This is a genomic window from Virgisporangium ochraceum, from assembly GCF_016863655.1.
Taxonomy (GTDB): Bacteria; Actinomycetota; Actinomycetes; order Mycobacteriales; family Micromonosporaceae; genus Virgisporangium; species Virgisporangium ochraceum.
This window is the reverse complement of the sequence record NZ_BOPH01000027.1, coordinates 1-16708: the sequence shown is the minus strand read 5'-3', so window position 1 is coordinate 16708 and position 16708 is coordinate 1. Positions and strand designations below refer to the sequence as shown.

Genomic DNA, 16708 nt, shown 5'->3' with positions numbered 1-16708 from the left:
GTCCGGGCCGGGCCTCCCCCGGACCGGAGACCGTCGATGGCGAGCACTGGAACCACCGCCGGCCGCGCGCCGCACTGGTACGTCGCGGTACGCGGACTCGTGCACGACGTCGCCCCGACGCCCGGGTACCGCCGGCTCTGGCTGGCGGCCATCGTCGCCACCTTCGTGCTGGCGGTCTGGTTCACGTTCGGTCTGGGCGGCCCGCTGGTCACCCAGACCGTGTCGAACGTCGCCCTGATCCTCGCCGCCGTCACCGCGGCCACCGCGTGCCTGACCGTCGGCCTGAACAAGCGGACCGGCCGCGACCGGCTCGCGCTCGTGCTGATCGGCGCCGGTCCGCTCTCCTGGGCCCTCGGCCAGGGCGCCTACGTCTACTACGAGTCGGTGCTGGGCGAGGATGTGCCGCTGCCGTCGCTGGCCGACCTCGGCTATCTCGGCATGATCCCGCTGCTCGGCGCCGGGCTGCTCATGGTGCCGACCGGCGCGCAGAACATGGCGAACAAGGTGCGCACGGTGCTCGACGGGCTCGTGGTCGCCGCCGCGCTGCTGCTGGTGAGCTGGGCGCTGCTGGTGCAGCCGATGCTGTCCGCCGGTCCCGAGACCGAGGGAACGCTCGCGATCAGCCTCGCCTACCCGCTCGGCGACCTGGTGATCGTGACGATCGTGTTCTACATGGTCGCCCGGATGCGCCAGGCCGGTGCCGTCCCGATGCCGCTGACGCTCATCGGCGCCGGCGTCGTGACGTTCGCCGTCGCCGACAGCGGCTACGCCTACCTGACCATGACCGGTCAGTACCAGTCGGGCGCGATCACCGACCTCGGCTGGTTCGCCGGCTTCACGCTGATCGTGCTCGCGGCACTGTGCCCGGTGGAGAGCCGCATCAGTGCCCACCGCAAGCCCACCGACGGGCGCCCGATCGCGCAGATGATGCCGTACGTCGTCGTGATCTTCTCGGTGTTCGCCACCACCGTCGAGGTGCTGCGCACCGGGCACGTCGACGCGTTCGCGTCGGTCACCCGGTCCCTCATGATCGTGATGATCGTGGGACGGCAGGTGCTCAGTCTCCTCGACAACCGCGCGCTCACCCGCGGCCTGGAGGCCCGGGTGACCGCCCGCACCGCGCAGCTGCGGGCGAGCGAGCGGCGCTTCCACGCGCTGGTGCAGCACAGCTCCGACGTGGTCACCGTGGTCGACGCCGAGCTGACCGTGCTGTACCAGAGCGAGTCGGTGACCCGCGTCTTCGGCCACCAGGCGTCGACGTTGACCGGTCAGCCGCTCACCATGCTGCTCGACGACGACGCGACCCAGCGCCTGCGGCTCGCCGCGGAGAAGCTCACCGGCCGCCCGTACGCGAACACGATGATCGAGGTGCCGCTGCCGCACGCCGACGGGCGGATCCGCCAGGCCGAGATGACCGTGACCAACCTGCTCGACGACCCCAGCGTGCACGGCCTGGTACTCAACACCCGCGACGTCAGCGAGCGCAAGGAGCTGGAGGACCAGCTCATCCACGAGGCGTTCCACGACGCCCTCACCAAGCTCGCCAACCGCGCCCTGTTCAAGGACCGGGTCACGCAGGCGCTCGTCCGCCGGCCGAAGGGCTCGACGGTCGCCGTGCTGTTCCTCGACCTCGACGGCTTCAAGGAGGTCAACGACAGCCTCGGCCACGCGGCCGGCGACGACCTGCTCATCAAGGTCGCCGAGCGGCTCAGCGCCGCCGTGCGGCCCGAGGACACCGTGGCCCGCTTCGGCGGCGACGAGTTCGCGGTGCTCATCGAGTCGGTGCCCGACCAGGCGGCCGCCGAGGAGTTCGCCCAGCGGGTCATCGACGGCATGGAGGACCCGGTGACGATCGAGAACCGGGAGATCCACATCCGGGGCAGCATCGGCATCGCCGTCGCCGGCGCCGACGCGTCGGACACCGACCAGATCATGCGCAACGCCGACCTCGCCATGTACCACGCGAAGGCGGCCGGCGCCGGCGGCTACGCCAGCTACGACCCGCAGATGCACTCGGGCCTGATCGCCCGCCTGCAACTGGAGGCCGACCTGCGGCGGGCCCTGGAGAACGACGAGTTCGAGCTGCACTACCAGCCGACGATCCGGCTCGACAACGGCGCCGTCGTCGGGTTCGAGGCGCTGCTGCGCTGGCGCCACCCCACCCGCGGCCTCGTGCCGCCGGCCGAGTTCGTCTCGCTGGCCGAGGCGACCGGGATGATCCTGCCGATCGGGCAGTGGGTGCTCACCGAGGCCTGCCGGCAGGCCGCCGAGTGGATCGGGGCCAGCCCCGACCGGCCGATGACCATGGCCGTCAACGTCTCCGGCCGCCAGTTCGGCCAGGACGACTTCGCCGACATCGTCGAGCGGGTGCTCGCCGAGAGCGGCCTGGCGCCGGAACGGCTGTGCCTGGAGATGACCGAGAGCGTCGTCATGAACGACACCGAGGAGAACCTGGCGCTGTTGACGCGGCTCAAGGCGATCGGCGTCAAGCTGGCGATCGACGACTTCGGCACCGGGTACTCGTCGCTGTCGTACCTGCGCCGGTTCCCGGTGGACACGCTGAAGATCGACCGCTCGTTCGTCGAGCGGCTCGGGCAGCAGTCCGACGACGCGACGCTGGCGCGCACGATCGTCCAGCTCGGGCAGAGCCTCGGCATGTCGACGGTGGCCGAGGGCATCGAGCACTCGGAGCAGTTCCTGGCGCTGCGGCGCATGGGCTGCGAACGGGCGCAGGGCTACTACTTCTCCCGGCCGCTGCCGGCCATCCAGGCCGGTGCCGTGCTCACCGGCGGCCGGGCCGCGCTCATGGCCGGCAACAAACCCGCGTCGATGCTCGCCCCCGCGCCGGTCGCCGCCGCCTGACCGAAAGCGCCCCCGCGCCGGTCGCCGCCGCGTGACCGAAAGCGCCCCCGCGCCGCCTGACCGGTCGCGCTCACGCCCGTCCCCCCGGATTTCGACCCCCCTGGAGATCCCCCCGCCATGACCGCCGCCGTCACGCACTCCGGCATTCCCGCGCACTGGCCGGCCGCACTCGCCCCCGAGGCGCTCGCGACCGTGTCGACGCCGACGCCGTACCTGATCAGCGACCTCTCCACGGTCGCCGACCGGTACCACCGGTTCGGTGCGGCGCTGCCCGGCGTGCGCCCGTACTACGCGATGAAGTGCAACTCGTCGCCGGAGATCCTGCGGACGCTGGCCGACCTCGGCGCGGGCTTCGAGGTGGCGTCGCTGGGGGAGCTGAAGATGCTCCAGTACCTCGGCGTCGACCCGGCCGACGTGCTCTACAGCAACCCGATCAAGCCGCCGGCGCACGTCGCCGCGGCGCACGCCGCCGGCCTGTGGCGGTTCAGCTTCGACTCGCCCGGCGAGCTGAACAAGCTGGCCGAGCACGCGCCGGGGAGCGCGGTCTACCTGCGGCTGCGGGTCGACGACACCGACGCGGTCTTCCCGCTCTCGCGCAAGTTCGGCGCCGACGAGGCGGAGGCGGCCGACCTGCTGCGGCTGGCGCGCAAGCTCGGCCTGCGTCCGTACGGCGTGACGTTCCACGTGGGCTCGCAGAGCTCGAGCCCGCCGGCGTGGCGGCGCGCGGTCGCGGCGGCCGGCCGCGTCATGGCCGAGGCGGCGGGCGACGGCATCACGTTGACAATGCTCAACATTGGCGGCGGATTCCCGGCCCGCTACGTCGACCACGTGCCGGCCATCGGGGAGATCGGCGCGGCGCTGGCTCTCGACGAACTCCTCCCGTACCGGCCCGCGCTGCTCGCCGCCGAGCCCGGCCGGCACCTGGTGGCCGAGAGCGGCGTGCTCGTCGCGACCGTGCTCGGGCGCGAGACCCGCGGCGGCGAGAACTGGCTCTACCTCGACGTCGGCGCGTTCAACGGCCTGATGGAGACGCTGCAGACCGGCAACCGCTGGGAGTACCCGCTGTGGACGTCGCGGGCCGACCACGCGCACGCGGCGAGCGGGAAGTTCACGGTCACCGGTCCGTCGTGCGACAGCTCCGACACCATGTTCTACGGCGCCGCGCTGCCGGCGACGATCGCGCCCGGCGACCGCGTGTACATCGGCTCGGCCGGCGCGTACACGTTGAGCTACGCGTCCGGGTTCAACGGCTTCCCGCCGCCGACGCCGGTGTTCGTCGGCTCCGGGGCCCGCACGGGCGAAGGCGAGCGCATCGTCGATGCCGGTCCTTCCTAGGCACGCCGGCCGCACCGACGGGCCCGCGGGCCGGCGCGCGGGCCGGCACGCGGCGTCGGCCCCCGGCGGGCGGCACCGCGCCGGCCGGCTGCGCGAGCTCCTGGTGGCCGGCCTCGTCGACTCGTTCGGCCTGTCGCTGGGCTGGACGCTGTTCACGCTGCTCGCGGTCCACTTCGGCGGCCTCGCCGACGCCGCGCTGTACAACGCGGCAATGTTGATCGGCCTGGTGCTCTCGGCCCCGCTGACCACCTGGGTGGCGAACCGCTGGCCGGGCCGCCTGCTGGTGCGCGGCGCGGCCGTGCTGGAGGCGCTGCTGCGCGTCGGGACGATGGTGGGCCTGCTCCTCGGCTGGGCGGCCCCGCTGATCGCACTCGGCGTGCTGGTGATGTACCTGGTGGCCTGGGTCGGCTACGCCGGCATGCGGGCCGAGGTCGCCGCCGTCGACGGCCGCGACCGGGCGATGACCGGGTACGCGTTGTCGATCGCGGCCGTCGAGGCCGGCGGCGCGGGCGTCGCGGCGCTCCTGCCGTTCGGACCGTCGGGCCTGCCCTCGGGCCCGCTGCTGACCGCGGTGGTGGTCGCGTACGCGGCGTGCCTGCTGCCCACGTTCGTCAGTGCCACCCGCGCCCGGGTGCCCAGCGCCCGCACCGTCGCGGACGCGCCCCGGCTCGGCCGGCTGCCGTGGCGGCTGCTGGGCTTCGGCGGCCTGGTGATGGTTCTCGGGTCCGGTCCGACGCTGCTGTCGGTGGCCCTGGCGACCGAGCTGCACGGCCGTACCGCGGTGGCGGGCGCCGCGCTGGCGTTCAGCGTGGGCGCGCTGGCGTCGCCGGTCGCGGTCGACCTGGTGACGCGGCTGCGCCTGCCGCCCGCGGTCGCGTGGCCCCTGTGGGCGGCGGGCATGGTGGTCGGTTGGGTGCTGGCGCCGGCGCACGTGGCCGGCCTGCTGGTGGCCCAGTTCCTGTCGGGCCTCAGCCTCACCGCGTTCGAGGGCGTGATGGACGCCCGCGTGGCCGGACGCGCCGAGCCCGGCACGGTGACGACGGCGCTGGCGTGGAGCGCGGCGGCCCGGGCGCTGGGCAGCGCGCTGGCGGTGAAGGCCGTGCCGATGGTCGTCGCCGCGGCGGCGGTGACGTCGGTCGCCGGCCTGACGGCGGGGGTGCTGGTGCTCGCGGCGCTGGCGGCGGCCGGTCTGGCCGCGGTGGGCCGCGGCCGCCACCTGGCCCGCCTGTCGTAGGCCTAGGTCGCGAAGAACTGGATCTTTCCGTCGGTGAGGTAGACGTCGCCCTTCACGCTGACCGGCACCGGGTCGTACTGGAACGGCTGGTTCTGGGCCGTGTAGCTGAATACCGCCGAACCCGGCTTCGTGGTGCGGACCTCCAGCACCACGCCCTCGCGGGGCCTGTCCGGAACCACCACCTCGAACTCCGGCGCGGGGTCGAGCTTCCACGCGAAGTCGGTCGAGAACGCCTGTGGCTGGCGGGCCGAGAACGGGCACGGCCGGTCGTTCACCTTCGGCTTCACGGCGTCCTGGCCGGCGCACCCCTCGAGGAACGCCCTGACCTGCGTCGCGACCTCGTCGCGGGCCGACTGCTTCACGGTCGTGCGGACGTCGACGCTCGTCGACCTCGACGTGCGCAGGTCGCCCGCCACGGTGGCGTCGATCGGTGCGCTCTCGTACAGCGGGTCGTCGCCGACCCGCACGGTGTACGTGCCGATCAACGCCGACTCGCGTCCACCCGCGGACGGGTCGACCTGCAGACCCGCGACGCGGGCCGACTTCACCGTCGGCGCCACGATCTCCAGGCTGCCGACGACCCCCGACCGGATCGACCAGCTCTTCGGCAGCACCCCCGACTCGCGCCGCACCCGGATGATGCTCTCGCGCCGCTCGCCGGCCAGCTGGTACCGCAGCACCACGTCGGCGGTGTCGGGGCTGGTGCTGCCGCCCATCGCCACCTCGGCGATCTCCAGGTCCGACGGCGGCGTGTACCCCTCGCCCAGGACGCCCGACCGGCACAGCCGCGCCGTACAGCCCGCGAGCTCCGCCACGCGGGCGTAGTCACGGTCCTCGAACGCCGCCACGAGGTCCTCGACCGGCTCCTCGGGCGCGTACGCGACCTTTCCCACGACCCAGATCGCCGCCGGCACGCCGATCACCAGCACCGCGACGACCCCGGCGAGCACGAACTTCGCCCGCCGCGGCAGCCACCGCCAGAAGCGCATCCCCGTGCGCACGCCGGCCCGCGTCCTCTCGACGGCCGCCTCGGTGCGGATCTCCGCGGTCGACCGGGGCGGCTTCGGCCGGGTGACCGCCGGCAGCTCGGTGGGCCGCGGCGTCGCGAGGTCGACCGGAGACCGGAGCACCTTGTCGCACGAGGGGCACCGGCGGGCCGACGACGCGACCGGCCGGCCGCAGCGGGGGCACCTGGAAGCCATCGACCTACGGTAACGGGTCGTGCTTCTCCCACCACGCGGCCCACCGGGTCTCCAGCGCGTCGAAGGCGTCGTCGTCGAGGCCGTACGTGGTGAGAACCAGCTGGGTGCCGCCGTCGGGCTGGCGGGTGACGACGAGCAGCCCGTCGCCCCAACCGTCGACGGTCAGCGCGAGCTGCCCCGGCCGGCGGGCCCAGACGGTCCCGGACAGCTCCGGCACGGCGAGACGGTAGGCCGCGCCGACCTCCCCGGACACCGACAGGTCGGCCGGCGCCGCGCCCTGGAGCACGATCGTGCGCCGTTCGGCGAGCGCGTGCCGTTCGACGGCGAAGCGCAGCTGCTGCAGGAACGTCCACCAGCCCCGGGTTATGTCGTCGTAGTCGTCGTCCCAGTCGGGGTCGCTGCCCTCGGGTGCCCGCTCGATGCGGACGGTCGTGCCGCCCGGCGCCTCGTGCAGCGTGAACCGGTCGCCGCCGGTGATCTCGAGCGTGCGCGTGTCGGGATCCTCGACCACACCGTTGAGGTAGATCGTGCGGACCTCTTCGGCCAGCCCGTCGACGTTCCAGCCGTGCCAGCGGCGGATCAGCTCGGGCTCGCGCAGCGCGACCCACACCGTGCCCGCCGACGCGGCGACGGTGACCTCGAGTACCGCGGGGTCAGGCCGCATCGAGGGCCTCCGCGGCCTGACCGGCGCCGACCACCCGGTACGCCCGCCCACCGGGACGGTCGAACCGGGCCACCACCTCGGCCATCGCCCCGGCCAGCGCCTCGCTGAACGCGTGCACCTCGGCCGGCGCGGCCAGGCGCACCTCCGCCTCCACGGCGAACCCCGCGACCGACCGCAGCACCCGCTCGGTGAACCCGCGCCGCTGCCGTTCGGCGACGAGCTCGACCAGCCCCGCCTCCTCGAGCCGCCGCAGGTGGTAGTTCAGCTTCTGCCGGCTGACCCCGAACTCCGGCGCCAGCTCGCTGGCCGAGGCGGGCACGGCCAGCCGGAGCAGCAGCCGCCGTCGCAGCGGGGCCAGCGCCCCACCGAGCGGATCCGCGTCGAGCGGATCCGGTTCCACCAGCGTCATCACGCCGCCACTCTCCAATAGAAAGGAAATCCTGTCAATTCACGGCGCGGGTGGCGCGTGGCAGGCTTCACCACGTGGAGGAGTACGACGTGGCGGTCGTCGGTGCCGGCCCCGCCGGCTCGGCGGCGGCGCTCGCGGCCCGCCGGGCGGGCGCCTCGGTGGTGCTCGTCGACCGGTCCGACTTCCCGCGCGACAAGGCCTGCGGCGACGGCATCGCCCCGCACGCGCTCGACGTACTGCGCGACCTCGGCGTCACCGACGCGGTCGCGGGGTTCGCGCCCGTGCCGGCACTCAGCCTGCGGTCGCCCGGCGGCGTCGTGGTCGGGCGCCGCCTCGCGCGCGCGGCCTACACCGTCCCGCGTGCTGTCTTCGACGCCGGCCTGGTCGCGGCCGCACTGTCCGCCGGCGCGGTGTGGCGCCGTCGTACCGTGCGCTCAATCAATGTTGACGGCCACCGCTTGATCGTGGATGGCGCGTTCGCCACCCGGACCCTCGTCGGTGCCGACGGCGCCGGCTCGACGGTGCGCCGGTACCTGGGCTTCCCACGCAACCCCGACGGGCACCTGGCGCTGGCCATCCGCGGCTACGCGCCGGCGCCGACCGGCCCGGCGGAGCAGCGCATCGTCACGGCCGCGCGGCGGTGGCCGGCGTACGCGTGGGCGTTCCCGATCGGCGACGGGCGGGCCAACGTCGGCTACGGCGAGGTGCTGCGCGGGCCGGCGCTGACCCGGGAGCACCTGGTCGAACGGCTGGCCGCGCTGCTGCCCGACGTCGACCCGGCCGGCGTCACCGACCTGAAGGCGCACCTGCTGCCGCTGTCGACGCACCGGCCGCCACCCGGCCGGGGCCGGGTGCTCCTCGCCGGCGACGCATTGTCGCTGATCAACCCGTTCACCGGCGAAGGCATCTTCTACGCGGTCCGCTCGGGGGCGCTGGCGGGCGCGGCCGCCGCTCACGCGGTCCAGTCGAAGGCCGACGCCGACGCGGCGCGGCGGTATGCCGCGGACCTCGACCGGCGACTGGGCCGGCACCTGCGCCACAGCGGGGTGGCCGCGGCGCTCGGGCGGCGGCGGTTCATGGTCGACGCGGCGGTGCGCGCGGCCCGCGACAGCCAGCGCGTGTTCGACACGATGGTCGAACTCGGCCTCGGCGACGGCACGCTCACCGCCGGCACGCTCGCCCGCATCGGCGGCGGTATCGTGCGCCGGTGACCATCGACCTCATGGGGGAGGCGCTGGCGGTGGCCGAGGCGGCGCTCGCGGCCGGTGAGCTGCCGATCGGCGCGGTGCTGGCGGTCGGCGACGAGATCATCGCCCGGGCGCACACCAGCGACGTCGGCTCCCGGCGGCGGCTGGCCCACGCCGAGATGCTGGCCATGGCCGACGCCGACAGCCTGCTCGGGTGGGACCGGCGCCCCGCCCCGCTGCGGCTGGCCACCACGCTGGAGCCGTGCGTCATGTGCCTCGGCGCCGCGATGGCGCTGCGCGTCGACGAGCTGACCTACGGCCTGGAGGCCCCCGGCGACGGCGCGCACGCGGTGCTCGCCGGATGGCGACCCGGGCCCGGCATGGAGTGGTATCGACTGCCCTCCATCGCCGGTGGCGTGCGCCGCACCGAGTGCCGCGACCTGTACCGCCGCTGGTGCGGCACGGCGCCGGCCGACTCGGGGTTCCGGCACTTCGCCGAGGTCATGGCCGGGCTGCCCGATGTCTGACTTCATCGCCTCCCTGCCGTCGTCGTTGGCCGTGCAGAAGCGGCTGCTCTCCGGCCTCGTGGCGGCGGTCTCGGCCGACGACCGCTGGGAGTGGCTCGAGCTGGGCTGCTCCGTGGCCGCCGGCCGGGGCGACGAGCTGAGCGACCTCGACCTGGGCCTCGGCTACACCGACGGGGCGGTGGTGTCCACTGTGGACGGACTGCTGCGCGCCCTCGGCGCCGTCGTCGACGTGTCGGCCCAGCCCTACGCCGGTATGCCCCGCTGGTGGGTGCAGTACGCCGACGGCGGCCAGATCGACCTGGTCGCCGTGCCGGCCGCCGACCGCCGCGGCCTGCCCCCGGGTTCGGTCGCCCTGCTGGACCGCGCCGGCCGGCTGGCTGTGCCGTACGAGCCGTCGGTGCTGCGTGTCGCGCCGGACGACCCCCGCAACTGGCTCCTCGACGGGTGGGAGGCGCTGGCCAACGTGGCGAAGTACGTGAGCCGCGGTTCCCTGCTGGAGGCGCTGGACCAGGTCGAGCGAGCCCGCGGGCGGGTCTTCCAGCTGTGGGCCGCCGGCGAGGGGGTGCCGTACCCCGCCTACGGCCTGACCAGCCTCCTCGACGAGCCGGTACCGACCCTGCCCGCCGGAATCGCCGGGACGTACGCCGTCCCCGACCGGGCCGCGGTGCTGGCCGCCGCCCTGGCGACCGCCCGTCTGCTGGCGGAGGCCGCGACCCATGCCGATCCGGGGCTGGGTACGCCGCTGGACGGGTACGTCACGGCCCGCCTGCGCGCCCTTCTCTGACCCACGCGGCCGTTCCTCGTGCGGCTGTCCCAGAAACGCGTGGGCGTCACAGGAGCACGGGCGTGGGCGGCGCTCGACGCTGGGCGCGTGTGGGGCGGGGTACGTGGTGCTCCGGCCCCAGCGGCGCGGGATGCGTACGTGTGGGCGGGTGTCCCGGACCTGGCGTCCCGAGTCGCAGGTTCGCGCGCAGCCGCGGATCGGGCAAAGCCGACATTCAGCTCGGACGGACCCCCGCCGCCACTGTTCGTCATCGCACGTCTGCCCACCACGTCTGTGCCGGCCGCCTTGATCGTCGTCCGCGGAACGAACGCGAAGTTTCACTGCAGTTCCGCTCCTCAGACAACGATCAACCACGAGTGCTCACGAATCAACGACTCAGGACACCGGTAGTGCTTCGTCAGGTTCCCGAGATGCCGTGTGGCGCAACGCATTCAGCGACACGCGTCGGCGCCGTCCACGGCACCAACGACGTCCCTTTCCACCGATCTTGCAGTTGTGGCCTCTATCAAAACGCGACATTTCCGCAAATAGAGGCGGCCACAAGTGCAAGATCGGCGCAGGTCTCGACAACGGCGCGACCGCGAGCGGCGCGGCCTGGCCCGGTGCGCCACGCCCACGGACAGAACGGGGTTGCCGGGCCAGCGGACTGCGACGTTCCCAACGGATACGTCCAGCACGCGAACCGGGTGTGTACCGAGGTCAGGCGGCCAGCGGGGTGGGGCGGGGGACCAGGCGACTCAGCGCGGTGGCCAACAACCGCTGGTGGCTCACGGGCATCGCCGACCGGTTCCAGTGGAAGAGCACGGCCAGGGTGGCGCCGTGGCGCAAGGAGGGCTGCGCGGTGGTGCGCCACTCCCTGGCGGCCGGCGCGATGGTGGATTCGTAGGTTGCCAGGAGGTCGTGCTGGTGTGGGGACAGCCGTTCGCGGAGGGAGGTGGGGTGGTCCCAGCCTCCGCGGAGGGCGTCGGCGAGCTTGCGGACCGCGGGCTCGGCCGGGTCGAACGCCGCCAGGCGGCGGGTGGACCGGGAGACCCGGTCCCACAGGTCGTCGGACTCACGCGGGTCCAGGGCCAGCGCGTCGGCCAGCGCCCGGACCATCAACAGGGACGTCGCCCAGCGGGAGATCGTCGGTACCGGTCTGGGTGCCCTCGCGTGGAACTCCAGCCAGGCCTGGCTGTCGGCGGTGAAGACGCGGTGCGCGGCGGCCATCGCCGCCGGGCCGCCCAGGCCCAGCGACTCGGGCTCGAACGGGGCGGGCCGCCACGCCGAGACCCGGCCGCGCGCGTCTGCCTCGGCCAGGGTGGCCCGCCAGGCCACGTCGGCCGTGTTCGGCTGGGCGGCCAGGCACCGCAGGCGCAGGCCCCGCGGCGTATGTACGAAGAACACGTCGGTGGCCGCGCGCCCGTGCAGGAGCATCGCTGCGGTGCCGCCCAACGAGGCGTACAGGTCGGGGTGCACCGGAGTGGCGTCCAGGTCGGTGTCCAGGTCGTAGCGCAGCCACATCATGGACGGGGATCGTCCATGTTGACGAGTGGCGTTGCCATACGCAGTTTTCCGTAGCCGGCCCGCCACCACGTGCGTCTCATGAAGATCTTCACGCGGCCGCGAGTTGCGCGACGAGCGCGACGCGGCCCGACACGTTGACCTTGCGGTAGACGTTCTCGAGGTGCTTGCCGACGGTGCGGGGGCTGATCGCGAGGGTGCGGGCGATCTTCTGGTCGGTGCCGCCGGAGGCCAGGCACGTGACGATGTCGCGCTCGCGCTCGGTGAGTCGGTCCCAGAGGTCGGGGCCCAGCGGGGTCGACCGGCTGGCGACCGACGACGTGAGCGCCGCCAGCCGCCGGCGGTGGCGCACGGCGTGCTGCAGGTGCGGGAGGAGCAGCTTGAGTACGGCGCGGTCGCGGTCGCCGAAGCCGCGGCGGGACCGGCTGAACACCACCAGCACGGTGCGCAGGTCGCGCGCCTTGACGACGGCGACGAGCTGGTCCTCCACTCCACGTTGACGGAAATAGTCAACATAGATCGGCAACTTGCGGTAGTCACGCTGGCTGAGCCAGTCGGAGACCGCGGCCGTGTCGCCGGTGGAGAGGTGACCGCGTGCGCACGCCTCGACGGGCGGATGCCCGCCGAGGTGGCGCAGATAATCCCTGCGGGCCGGGCTGCGCTCGACGTAGCTTGGCTCCGCCAGGCAACGCAGCTCCTCCGCGGTGTCGAGCCGGTGCTCGTTGTACGACACCGTGTCGCACGCGACGAGTTCGGCCGCGGAGGTGAGCATCGCCCGTTCGAAGCCGCCGTCGGGGGCCTCGTTCATCGCGGCCACCACGTCGAGCAGCCGGGTGAGATCGTTCGCTCTGACCGACACAGCCTGCCTCCGTCGTTTCGTTGGACCTACAGTCCAACGAAACTGCTCCCAATGGGAGTCTTCAGGCAGAAACCTGACCGCGACGCAACTCGGCGACCGTCTCGGGAGTCAACCCCGTGAGATCGGCCGGAACCGCGCCCAGGGCCGCCCGGATCGCGTCGACCAGCGCCAGCGCCGACTCGGCGGTCAGCTCGACGGCGACCCGCGCCGCCGGGCCGGCCGACGGATCGGCGAAATCAATGTTGAGCGTGTGGTCGTGAGGTGCGTGGACGGGGTGGTCGTAGTAGACGGTGGCGGTGGTCAGCCGGAACCAGCCGTCGCGGCCCTTGCCGCTACCTGATATTTCCGCTTTTTCGGTGGTGTAGGTGCACATCACGCCCCCAGGTGTCGCGCGAAGAAGGCCTTGATCCGCTGGTAGCCGTCGACGGCGGCCTCGACCCGGTACGACGGCCGGTCGGCGGCGAAGAACGCGTGGCCGGCGCCGTCGTAGCGGTGGAACTCGTGGTCCTTGCCCAGCTCGGTGAGCAGCTTGTCGAGCTCGTCGACCTCGGCCGGCGCCGGGTACTTGTCGTCGTTGCCGAAGAGACCGAGCAGCGGCGCGCGCAGGTCGGGCAGGCGCTCGCGGAGCGAGGTCATCCGCAGCGGAAACTCGGCGGGCGCGTCGCCCAGCACGAACGCCCCGTAGCAGTCGACGGCGGCCTGCACGTCGAGCTCGGTCGCGACGAGCACCGACTGGCGGCCGCCGGAGCAGTGCCCGATGACGCCGACGTTGCCGGGCTTGAGGTGGGCGACGGCGCCGGCGACGTCGTCGAGCAGCTCGTCGTCGGCCTTGCCGCCCTTCGCGCGGGCGGCCGCGGCGGCGTCGTCGGGCTCGGCGCCGGGGGCGAGCCGGTGGTTGAGGTTCGGCATCAGGGTCCGGTAGCCCCAGGTGGCGAACCGGCGGGCGATCTCCTTGGTGCCCTGGTCGAACCCGGGAGCGTGGTGGATGAGCACGATCCCACCTTGGGTGGGGGTGTCGAGGGGCTCGGCGAGGTAGGCCTCGATCTCGGTGCCGGAACGGGTCGTGATCGTGACGGTTCCGGCGTGTATGGCATCCTTCACGCGGCCGATCCTAAGCCGCCCGTCGCGCGGTGCCCGTCGTGCGGCGTACGTCGCACGGTGCCCGTCGTGCGGCGTACGTCGCACGGTGTCCGTCGTGCGGCGTACGTCGCACGGTGTCCGTCGTGCGGCGTACGTCGCGCGGTGGGGACGCGCGTCGAACTCGCCGGCTTTGCCGGCCCCGGCGGACCCCCGCCCGCTATCGTGGGCCGAATGCGGTTCCCGCCCCTGCTGGCCGTCCCCCTGCTCGCCGCCACCATCGGCCTCGCGGCGTGCGGTGACGACGCCGACCGCGCCGAGCCCGCCGCCGCCACCCCCGGGTCGGCGGTGCCGAGCGCGTCGACGCTGCCCGAGGCCGCCGGCCCGCGGGCGCAGGTGCCGGTGACCGTCCCAGCCGGGATGACCGCGGCGCCGTTCGACCGGCCACGCACCCTGGAGCTGCCCGGCGGCTGGACCGCGTCGGTCTACGCCCGGATCAGCCGGGCCCGGTTCATCGCGCCGACGCCCGACGGGAACATGCTGGTCTCGCAGCCGAGCACCGGGAAGGTGCTGCTGCTGAAGAACGGCCAGGTGTCCGACTTCGTCACCGGGCTGCGCCAGCCGCACGACATCGTGTTCGCGTCGGTCGGCGGCAGACAGCAGCTGTTCATCGCCGAGTCGCACCGCGTCATGCGCCACGCGTGGAACGACGGCGACACCACGGCCCAGCCGGGCCAGGTCGCCGTCGACGGGCTGCCCGACAACTCCACCCCGGAGCTGCGCGGCAACTACGGCCACTACTTGAAGAACATCGCCGTGTACGGGAACACCCTGTACGTGTCAATAGCGTCAACATGCAACGCCTGCGTCTCCGACACCCGCAGCGACCCGCAGCGCGCCACGATCTACACCTACGACGCGGCGGGCAGCAACGCCGGGCGCAAGCTCTTCGCGCGCGGGTTGCGCAACGCCGAGGGTCTCGCCTTCGTGCCGGGGACCGATGAGCTGTGGGTCGTGGTCAACAACCGCGACAACACCCTGGTGCCCGACGACCGGGACGCCGACGGCGACGGCCGGGGCGACCGGGGCAAGCGGGTCACCGCGTTCGTCGACGACTACCCGGTCGAGCCGTTCACCCGGGTGGTCGAGGGCGGCTTCTACGGCTGGCCGTTCTGCAACCCGAACAGCGACAACGGGGTCCGGAAGATGCCCTTCCACCGCGACTACGAGCTCAACCGCGACGGCACCGCCGCCGACTGCGGCAAGGCCACGCCGATCGACGTCGGTCTCGACGCGCACTCGGCGCCGCTCGGCCTCACGTTCACGAAGTTCGGCGCGGTGATCGCGCAGCACGGGTCGTGGAACAGCAGCAGGCCGAAGGGGTACAAGGTCATCTACTTCCCGTGGACGCCGCAGGGACCGGGTGAGCAGCGCGACCTCGTCACCGGCTTCCTGGAGGCGGACGGCCGGGCCTGGGGCCGCCCGGTCGACATCGCCGTCGACAGGGACGGCTCGCTCCTGGTCACCGACGACGCGGCCGGCGCGGTCTACCGGCTCGTCCCGCCGGCGGCATGAGGCTGACGCGCCGGTCGGTGCTCGCGGGGGCCGCCGCCTCCGCGGTCGCCGGCTGTTCGGAGCCCGGCGGAACCGCTCCGGCGGCGCCGGGCACACCTGTCGCCGCCTCGTCGGCGCCGCCCTCGGTCAATGCGGTCAACCCGGACGCGACCTCACCCGACGAGTTGATTTTCACGCCGGGACGCACGGTGCGGCCGGCCGCCGCACCCGCGTCCTACGGGGAGCAGCTGCTGGCGGTGGCCCGCCGCTACCAGAGCCCGACCCCCGACAACCGGGCGCACGGCACCCATCCCGGTGCGGTCGTGCTGGTGGCGGTCGACGGGGAGATCACCGTGCACGGGGCCACCGGCGACGCGGTCCGGTACGGACACGGTCCCGTCGAGCTGCCCGTGGCCCGGCGGGTCCCGATGCGTCCCGACTCGGTGTTCGACCTGGCCTCGATCACGAAGGTGTTCACGGCGCTGCTCGTGCTGCGCCAGGTCGACGCCGGTGCCGTCGCGGTCGACGCGCCGGTGGCGCGGTACCTGCCGCAGTTCACCGGCGGCCGCAAGGGCGAGGTGACCGTGTCGATGCTGCTGGCGCACACCAGCGGCCTGCCGGTCGGGCTCGAGCTGGCCAAGGCCCGCGACCGCGCGGCGGTGCTCGGCACGCCGCTGCTGCCGGGTGCGGTTCCCGGCGGCATCATGCGGTACTCGAGCCTGGGACTGATGGTCCTCGGCCAGCTGGTGGAGAAGGTGGCGGGGCGTCCGCTGGCGTCGCTGGTGGCCGACGAGCTCACGGGCCCCCTGGGTCTGCGCGAGACGGGGTTCAAGCCGCTGGAGTGGCTGTCGGCCGCCGACCGCGAGACGCGGCTGGTGGCCACCGACGCCCGGTCCAACCGCGGTCTGCTGCGGGGCGTGGTGCACGACCAGGTCGCCGACGCCATGGGCGGGGTGGCCCCGCACGCCGGTCTGTTCGGCACGGCGGCCGACCTGGCGGTGCTCGGTCAGATGCTGATCAACGGCGGCGAGTACAACGGCGTGCGGATCCTCAAGGAGGACACCGTGCGGTCAATGTTGACGAACGTCAACGCCGGCAAGCAGGCGATCGACGCCGACCGCCCCGGCCGGACCGCCACCCACGGACTGGGCGTGGAGCTGGACCAGACATGGTTCATGGGCAAGCTCGCCCGCCCGCTGACCTTCGGCCACACCGGCTTCACCGGCACGTCCCTGCTGGTCGACCCCGCGCGCCGGGTGACCCTGGTGCTCCTGACGAACCGGGCCCACCCCAACTGGACGTGGGGCAACCCCGACAAGCCCCGCGCCGCGGTGGCCGACGCGCTGGCGCCTGCGCTCTGACCGGCGAGTAGCTCTGACCGGCGGGTAGCTCTGACCGGCGAGTAGCTCTGACCGGCTGGTGGTGCTTCGTCAGGTCGTGGCCCGGCCGCGCCGCTCGCGTTGGCGCCGCTCGCGGCCGCGCCGGTGGTCGAGCCTGCGTCGATCTTGCAC

15 protein-coding genes are annotated in these 16708 nt (G+C 73.4%); 8 read left to right on the top strand and 7 right to left on the bottom strand.

Features of this window, described 5'->3' with window-relative positions:
- Window positions 1-36 precede the first annotated feature (36 nt).
- The 3 genes from Voc01_RS12195 (at window position 37) to Voc01_RS12185 (ending at window position 5431) form a co-directional block, all read left to right on the top strand.
- On the top strand, window positions 37-2862 hold the full coding sequence (locus tag Voc01_RS12195) for a putative bifunctional diguanylate cyclase/phosphodiesterase (protein WP_203927476.1): 2826 nt from the start codon (window positions 37-39) through the stop codon (window positions 2860-2862).
- A 117-nt stretch (window positions 2863-2979) separates the two neighbouring features.
- Window positions 2980-4197 (top strand): type III PLP-dependent enzyme, encoded by a 1218-nt coding sequence (locus Voc01_RS12190; protein ID WP_203927475.1) that lies wholly within the window; start codon window positions 2980-2982, stop codon window positions 4195-4197.
- The gene (locus tag Voc01_RS12185) at window positions 4181-5431 is read left to right on the top strand and encodes an MFS transporter (RefSeq protein ID WP_203927474.1); all 1251 of its coding nucleotides are present in this window, start codon (window positions 4181-4183) and stop codon (window positions 5429-5431) included. The genes Voc01_RS12190 and Voc01_RS12185 overlap by 17 nt, the downstream gene beginning before the upstream one ends.
- A 2-nt stretch (window positions 5432-5433) precedes the next feature.
- On the opposite strand, the gene Voc01_RS12180 is transcribed toward Voc01_RS12185, so the two are convergent.
- From Voc01_RS12180 to Voc01_RS12170, 3 genes are read right to left on the bottom strand one after another with little or no spacing between them, the layout of a single operon-like run.
- The gene (locus Voc01_RS12180; RefSeq protein WP_203927473.1) at window positions 5434-6633 is read right to left on the bottom strand and encodes a zinc ribbon domain-containing protein; all 1200 of its coding nucleotides are present in this window, start codon (window positions 6631-6633) and stop codon (window positions 5434-5436) included.
- A gap of 4 nt (window positions 6634-6637) precedes the next feature.
- Entirely contained in the window at window positions 6638-7297 is a 660-nt protein-coding gene (locus Voc01_RS12175; protein WP_203927472.1) for an SRPBCC family protein, read from the bottom strand.
- Window positions 7287-7706, bottom strand: a complete 420-nt coding sequence (locus tag Voc01_RS12170; protein WP_203927549.1) for an ArsR/SmtB family transcription factor — start codon at window positions 7704-7706, stop codon at window positions 7287-7289. Before Voc01_RS12170 ends, Voc01_RS12175 begins: the two co-directional genes overlap by 11 nt.
- A 50-nt stretch (window positions 7707-7756) precedes the next feature.
- Between Voc01_RS12170 and Voc01_RS12165 the strand changes: the two genes are divergently transcribed.
- From Voc01_RS12165 to Voc01_RS12155, 3 genes are read left to right on the top strand one after another with little or no spacing between them, the layout of a single operon-like run.
- Window positions 7757-8917: a geranylgeranyl reductase family protein gene (locus Voc01_RS12165; protein WP_203927471.1), complete on the top strand. Its 1161-nt coding sequence runs from the start codon at window positions 7757-7759 to the stop codon at window positions 8915-8917.
- Window positions 8914-9420: a deaminase gene (locus Voc01_RS12160; protein WP_203927470.1), complete on the top strand. Its 507-nt coding sequence runs from the start codon at window positions 8914-8916 to the stop codon at window positions 9418-9420. Before Voc01_RS12165 ends, Voc01_RS12160 begins: the two co-directional genes overlap by 4 nt.
- The gene (locus Voc01_RS12155) at window positions 9413-10204 is read left to right on the top strand and encodes a hypothetical protein (RefSeq protein WP_203927469.1); all 792 of its coding nucleotides are present in this window, start codon (window positions 9413-9415) and stop codon (window positions 10202-10204) included. Before Voc01_RS12160 ends, Voc01_RS12155 begins: the two co-directional genes overlap by 8 nt.
- A 699-nt stretch (window positions 10205-10903) precedes the next feature.
- Here Voc01_RS12155 and Voc01_RS12150 read toward each other — a convergent pair.
- The 4 genes from Voc01_RS12150 to Voc01_RS12135 form a co-directional block, all read right to left on the bottom strand.
- The gene (locus Voc01_RS12150; protein ID WP_203927468.1) at window positions 10904-11710 is read right to left on the bottom strand and encodes a thiopeptide-type bacteriocin biosynthesis protein; all 807 of its coding nucleotides are present in this window, start codon (window positions 11708-11710) and stop codon (window positions 10904-10906) included.
- Window positions 11711-11798: 88 nt separating this feature from the next.
- The gene (locus Voc01_RS12145) at window positions 11799-12566 is read right to left on the bottom strand and encodes a helix-turn-helix transcriptional regulator (protein WP_203927467.1); all 768 of its coding nucleotides are present in this window, start codon (window positions 12564-12566) and stop codon (window positions 11799-11801) included.
- 61 nt (window positions 12567-12627) lie between these two features.
- Window positions 12628-12939 (bottom strand): DUF6295 family protein, encoded by a 312-nt coding sequence (locus Voc01_RS12140; protein WP_203927466.1) that lies wholly within the window; start codon window positions 12937-12939, stop codon window positions 12628-12630.
- The gene (locus Voc01_RS12135; RefSeq protein WP_203927465.1) at window positions 12939-13667 is read right to left on the bottom strand and encodes a dienelactone hydrolase family protein; all 729 of its coding nucleotides are present in this window, start codon (window positions 13665-13667) and stop codon (window positions 12939-12941) included. The genes Voc01_RS12140 and Voc01_RS12135 overlap by 1 nt, the downstream gene beginning before the upstream one ends.
- 210 nt (window positions 13668-13877) lie before the next feature.
- Here Voc01_RS12135 and Voc01_RS12130 point away from each other — a divergent pair, with 210 nt between their 5' ends.
- Complete coding sequence (locus tag Voc01_RS12130) at window positions 13878-15218, top strand: PQQ-dependent sugar dehydrogenase (protein ID WP_203927464.1); 1341 nt, start codon at window positions 13878-13880, stop codon at window positions 15216-15218.
- Window positions 15215-16558 (top strand): serine hydrolase domain-containing protein, encoded by a 1344-nt coding sequence (locus Voc01_RS12125; protein ID WP_203927463.1) that lies wholly within the window; start codon window positions 15215-15217, stop codon window positions 16556-16558. Before Voc01_RS12130 ends, Voc01_RS12125 begins: the two co-directional genes overlap by 4 nt.
- Window positions 16559-16708 lie beyond the last annotated feature (150 nt).

Excerpts from the sequence above, each read along its gene's own strand:
- Voc01_RS12195 (WP_203927476.1), top strand. The coding sequence starts at position 37 with ATGGCGAGCACTGGAACCACCGCCGGCCGCGCGCCGCACTGGTACGTC.
- Voc01_RS12190 (WP_203927475.1), top strand. The coding sequence starts at position 2,980 with ATGACCGCCGCCGTCACGCACTCCGGCATTCCCGCGCACTGGCCGGCC.
- Voc01_RS12185 (WP_203927474.1), top strand. The coding sequence starts at position 4,181 with ATGCCGGTCCTTCCTAGGCACGCCGGCCGCACCGACGGGCCCGCGGGC.
- Voc01_RS12180 (WP_203927473.1), bottom strand. The coding sequence starts at position 6,633 with ATGGCTTCCAGGTGCCCCCGCTGCGGCCGGCCGGTCGCGTCGTCGGCC.
- Voc01_RS12175 (WP_203927472.1), bottom strand. The coding sequence starts at position 7,297 with ATGCGGCCTGACCCCGCGGTACTCGAGGTCACCGTCGCCGCGTCGGCG.
- Voc01_RS12170 (WP_203927549.1), bottom strand. The coding sequence starts at position 7,706 with ATGACGCTGGTGGAACCGGATCCGCTCGACGCGGATCCGCTCGGTGGG.
- Voc01_RS12155 (WP_203927469.1), top strand. The coding sequence starts at position 9,413 with ATGTCTGACTTCATCGCCTCCCTGCCGTCGTCGTTGGCCGTGCAGAAG.
- Voc01_RS12150 (WP_203927468.1), bottom strand. The coding sequence starts at position 11,710 with ATGATGTGGCTGCGCTACGACCTGGACACCGACCTGGACGCCACTCCG.
- Voc01_RS12140 (WP_203927466.1), bottom strand. The coding sequence starts at position 12,939 with ATGTGCACCTACACCACCGAAAAAGCGGAAATATCAGGTAGCGGCAAG.
- Voc01_RS12130 (WP_203927464.1), top strand. The coding sequence starts at position 13,878 with ATGCGGTTCCCGCCCCTGCTGGCCGTCCCCCTGCTCGCCGCCACCATC.
- Voc01_RS12125 (WP_203927463.1), top strand. The coding sequence starts at position 15,215 with ATGAGGCTGACGCGCCGGTCGGTGCTCGCGGGGGCCGCCGCCTCCGCG.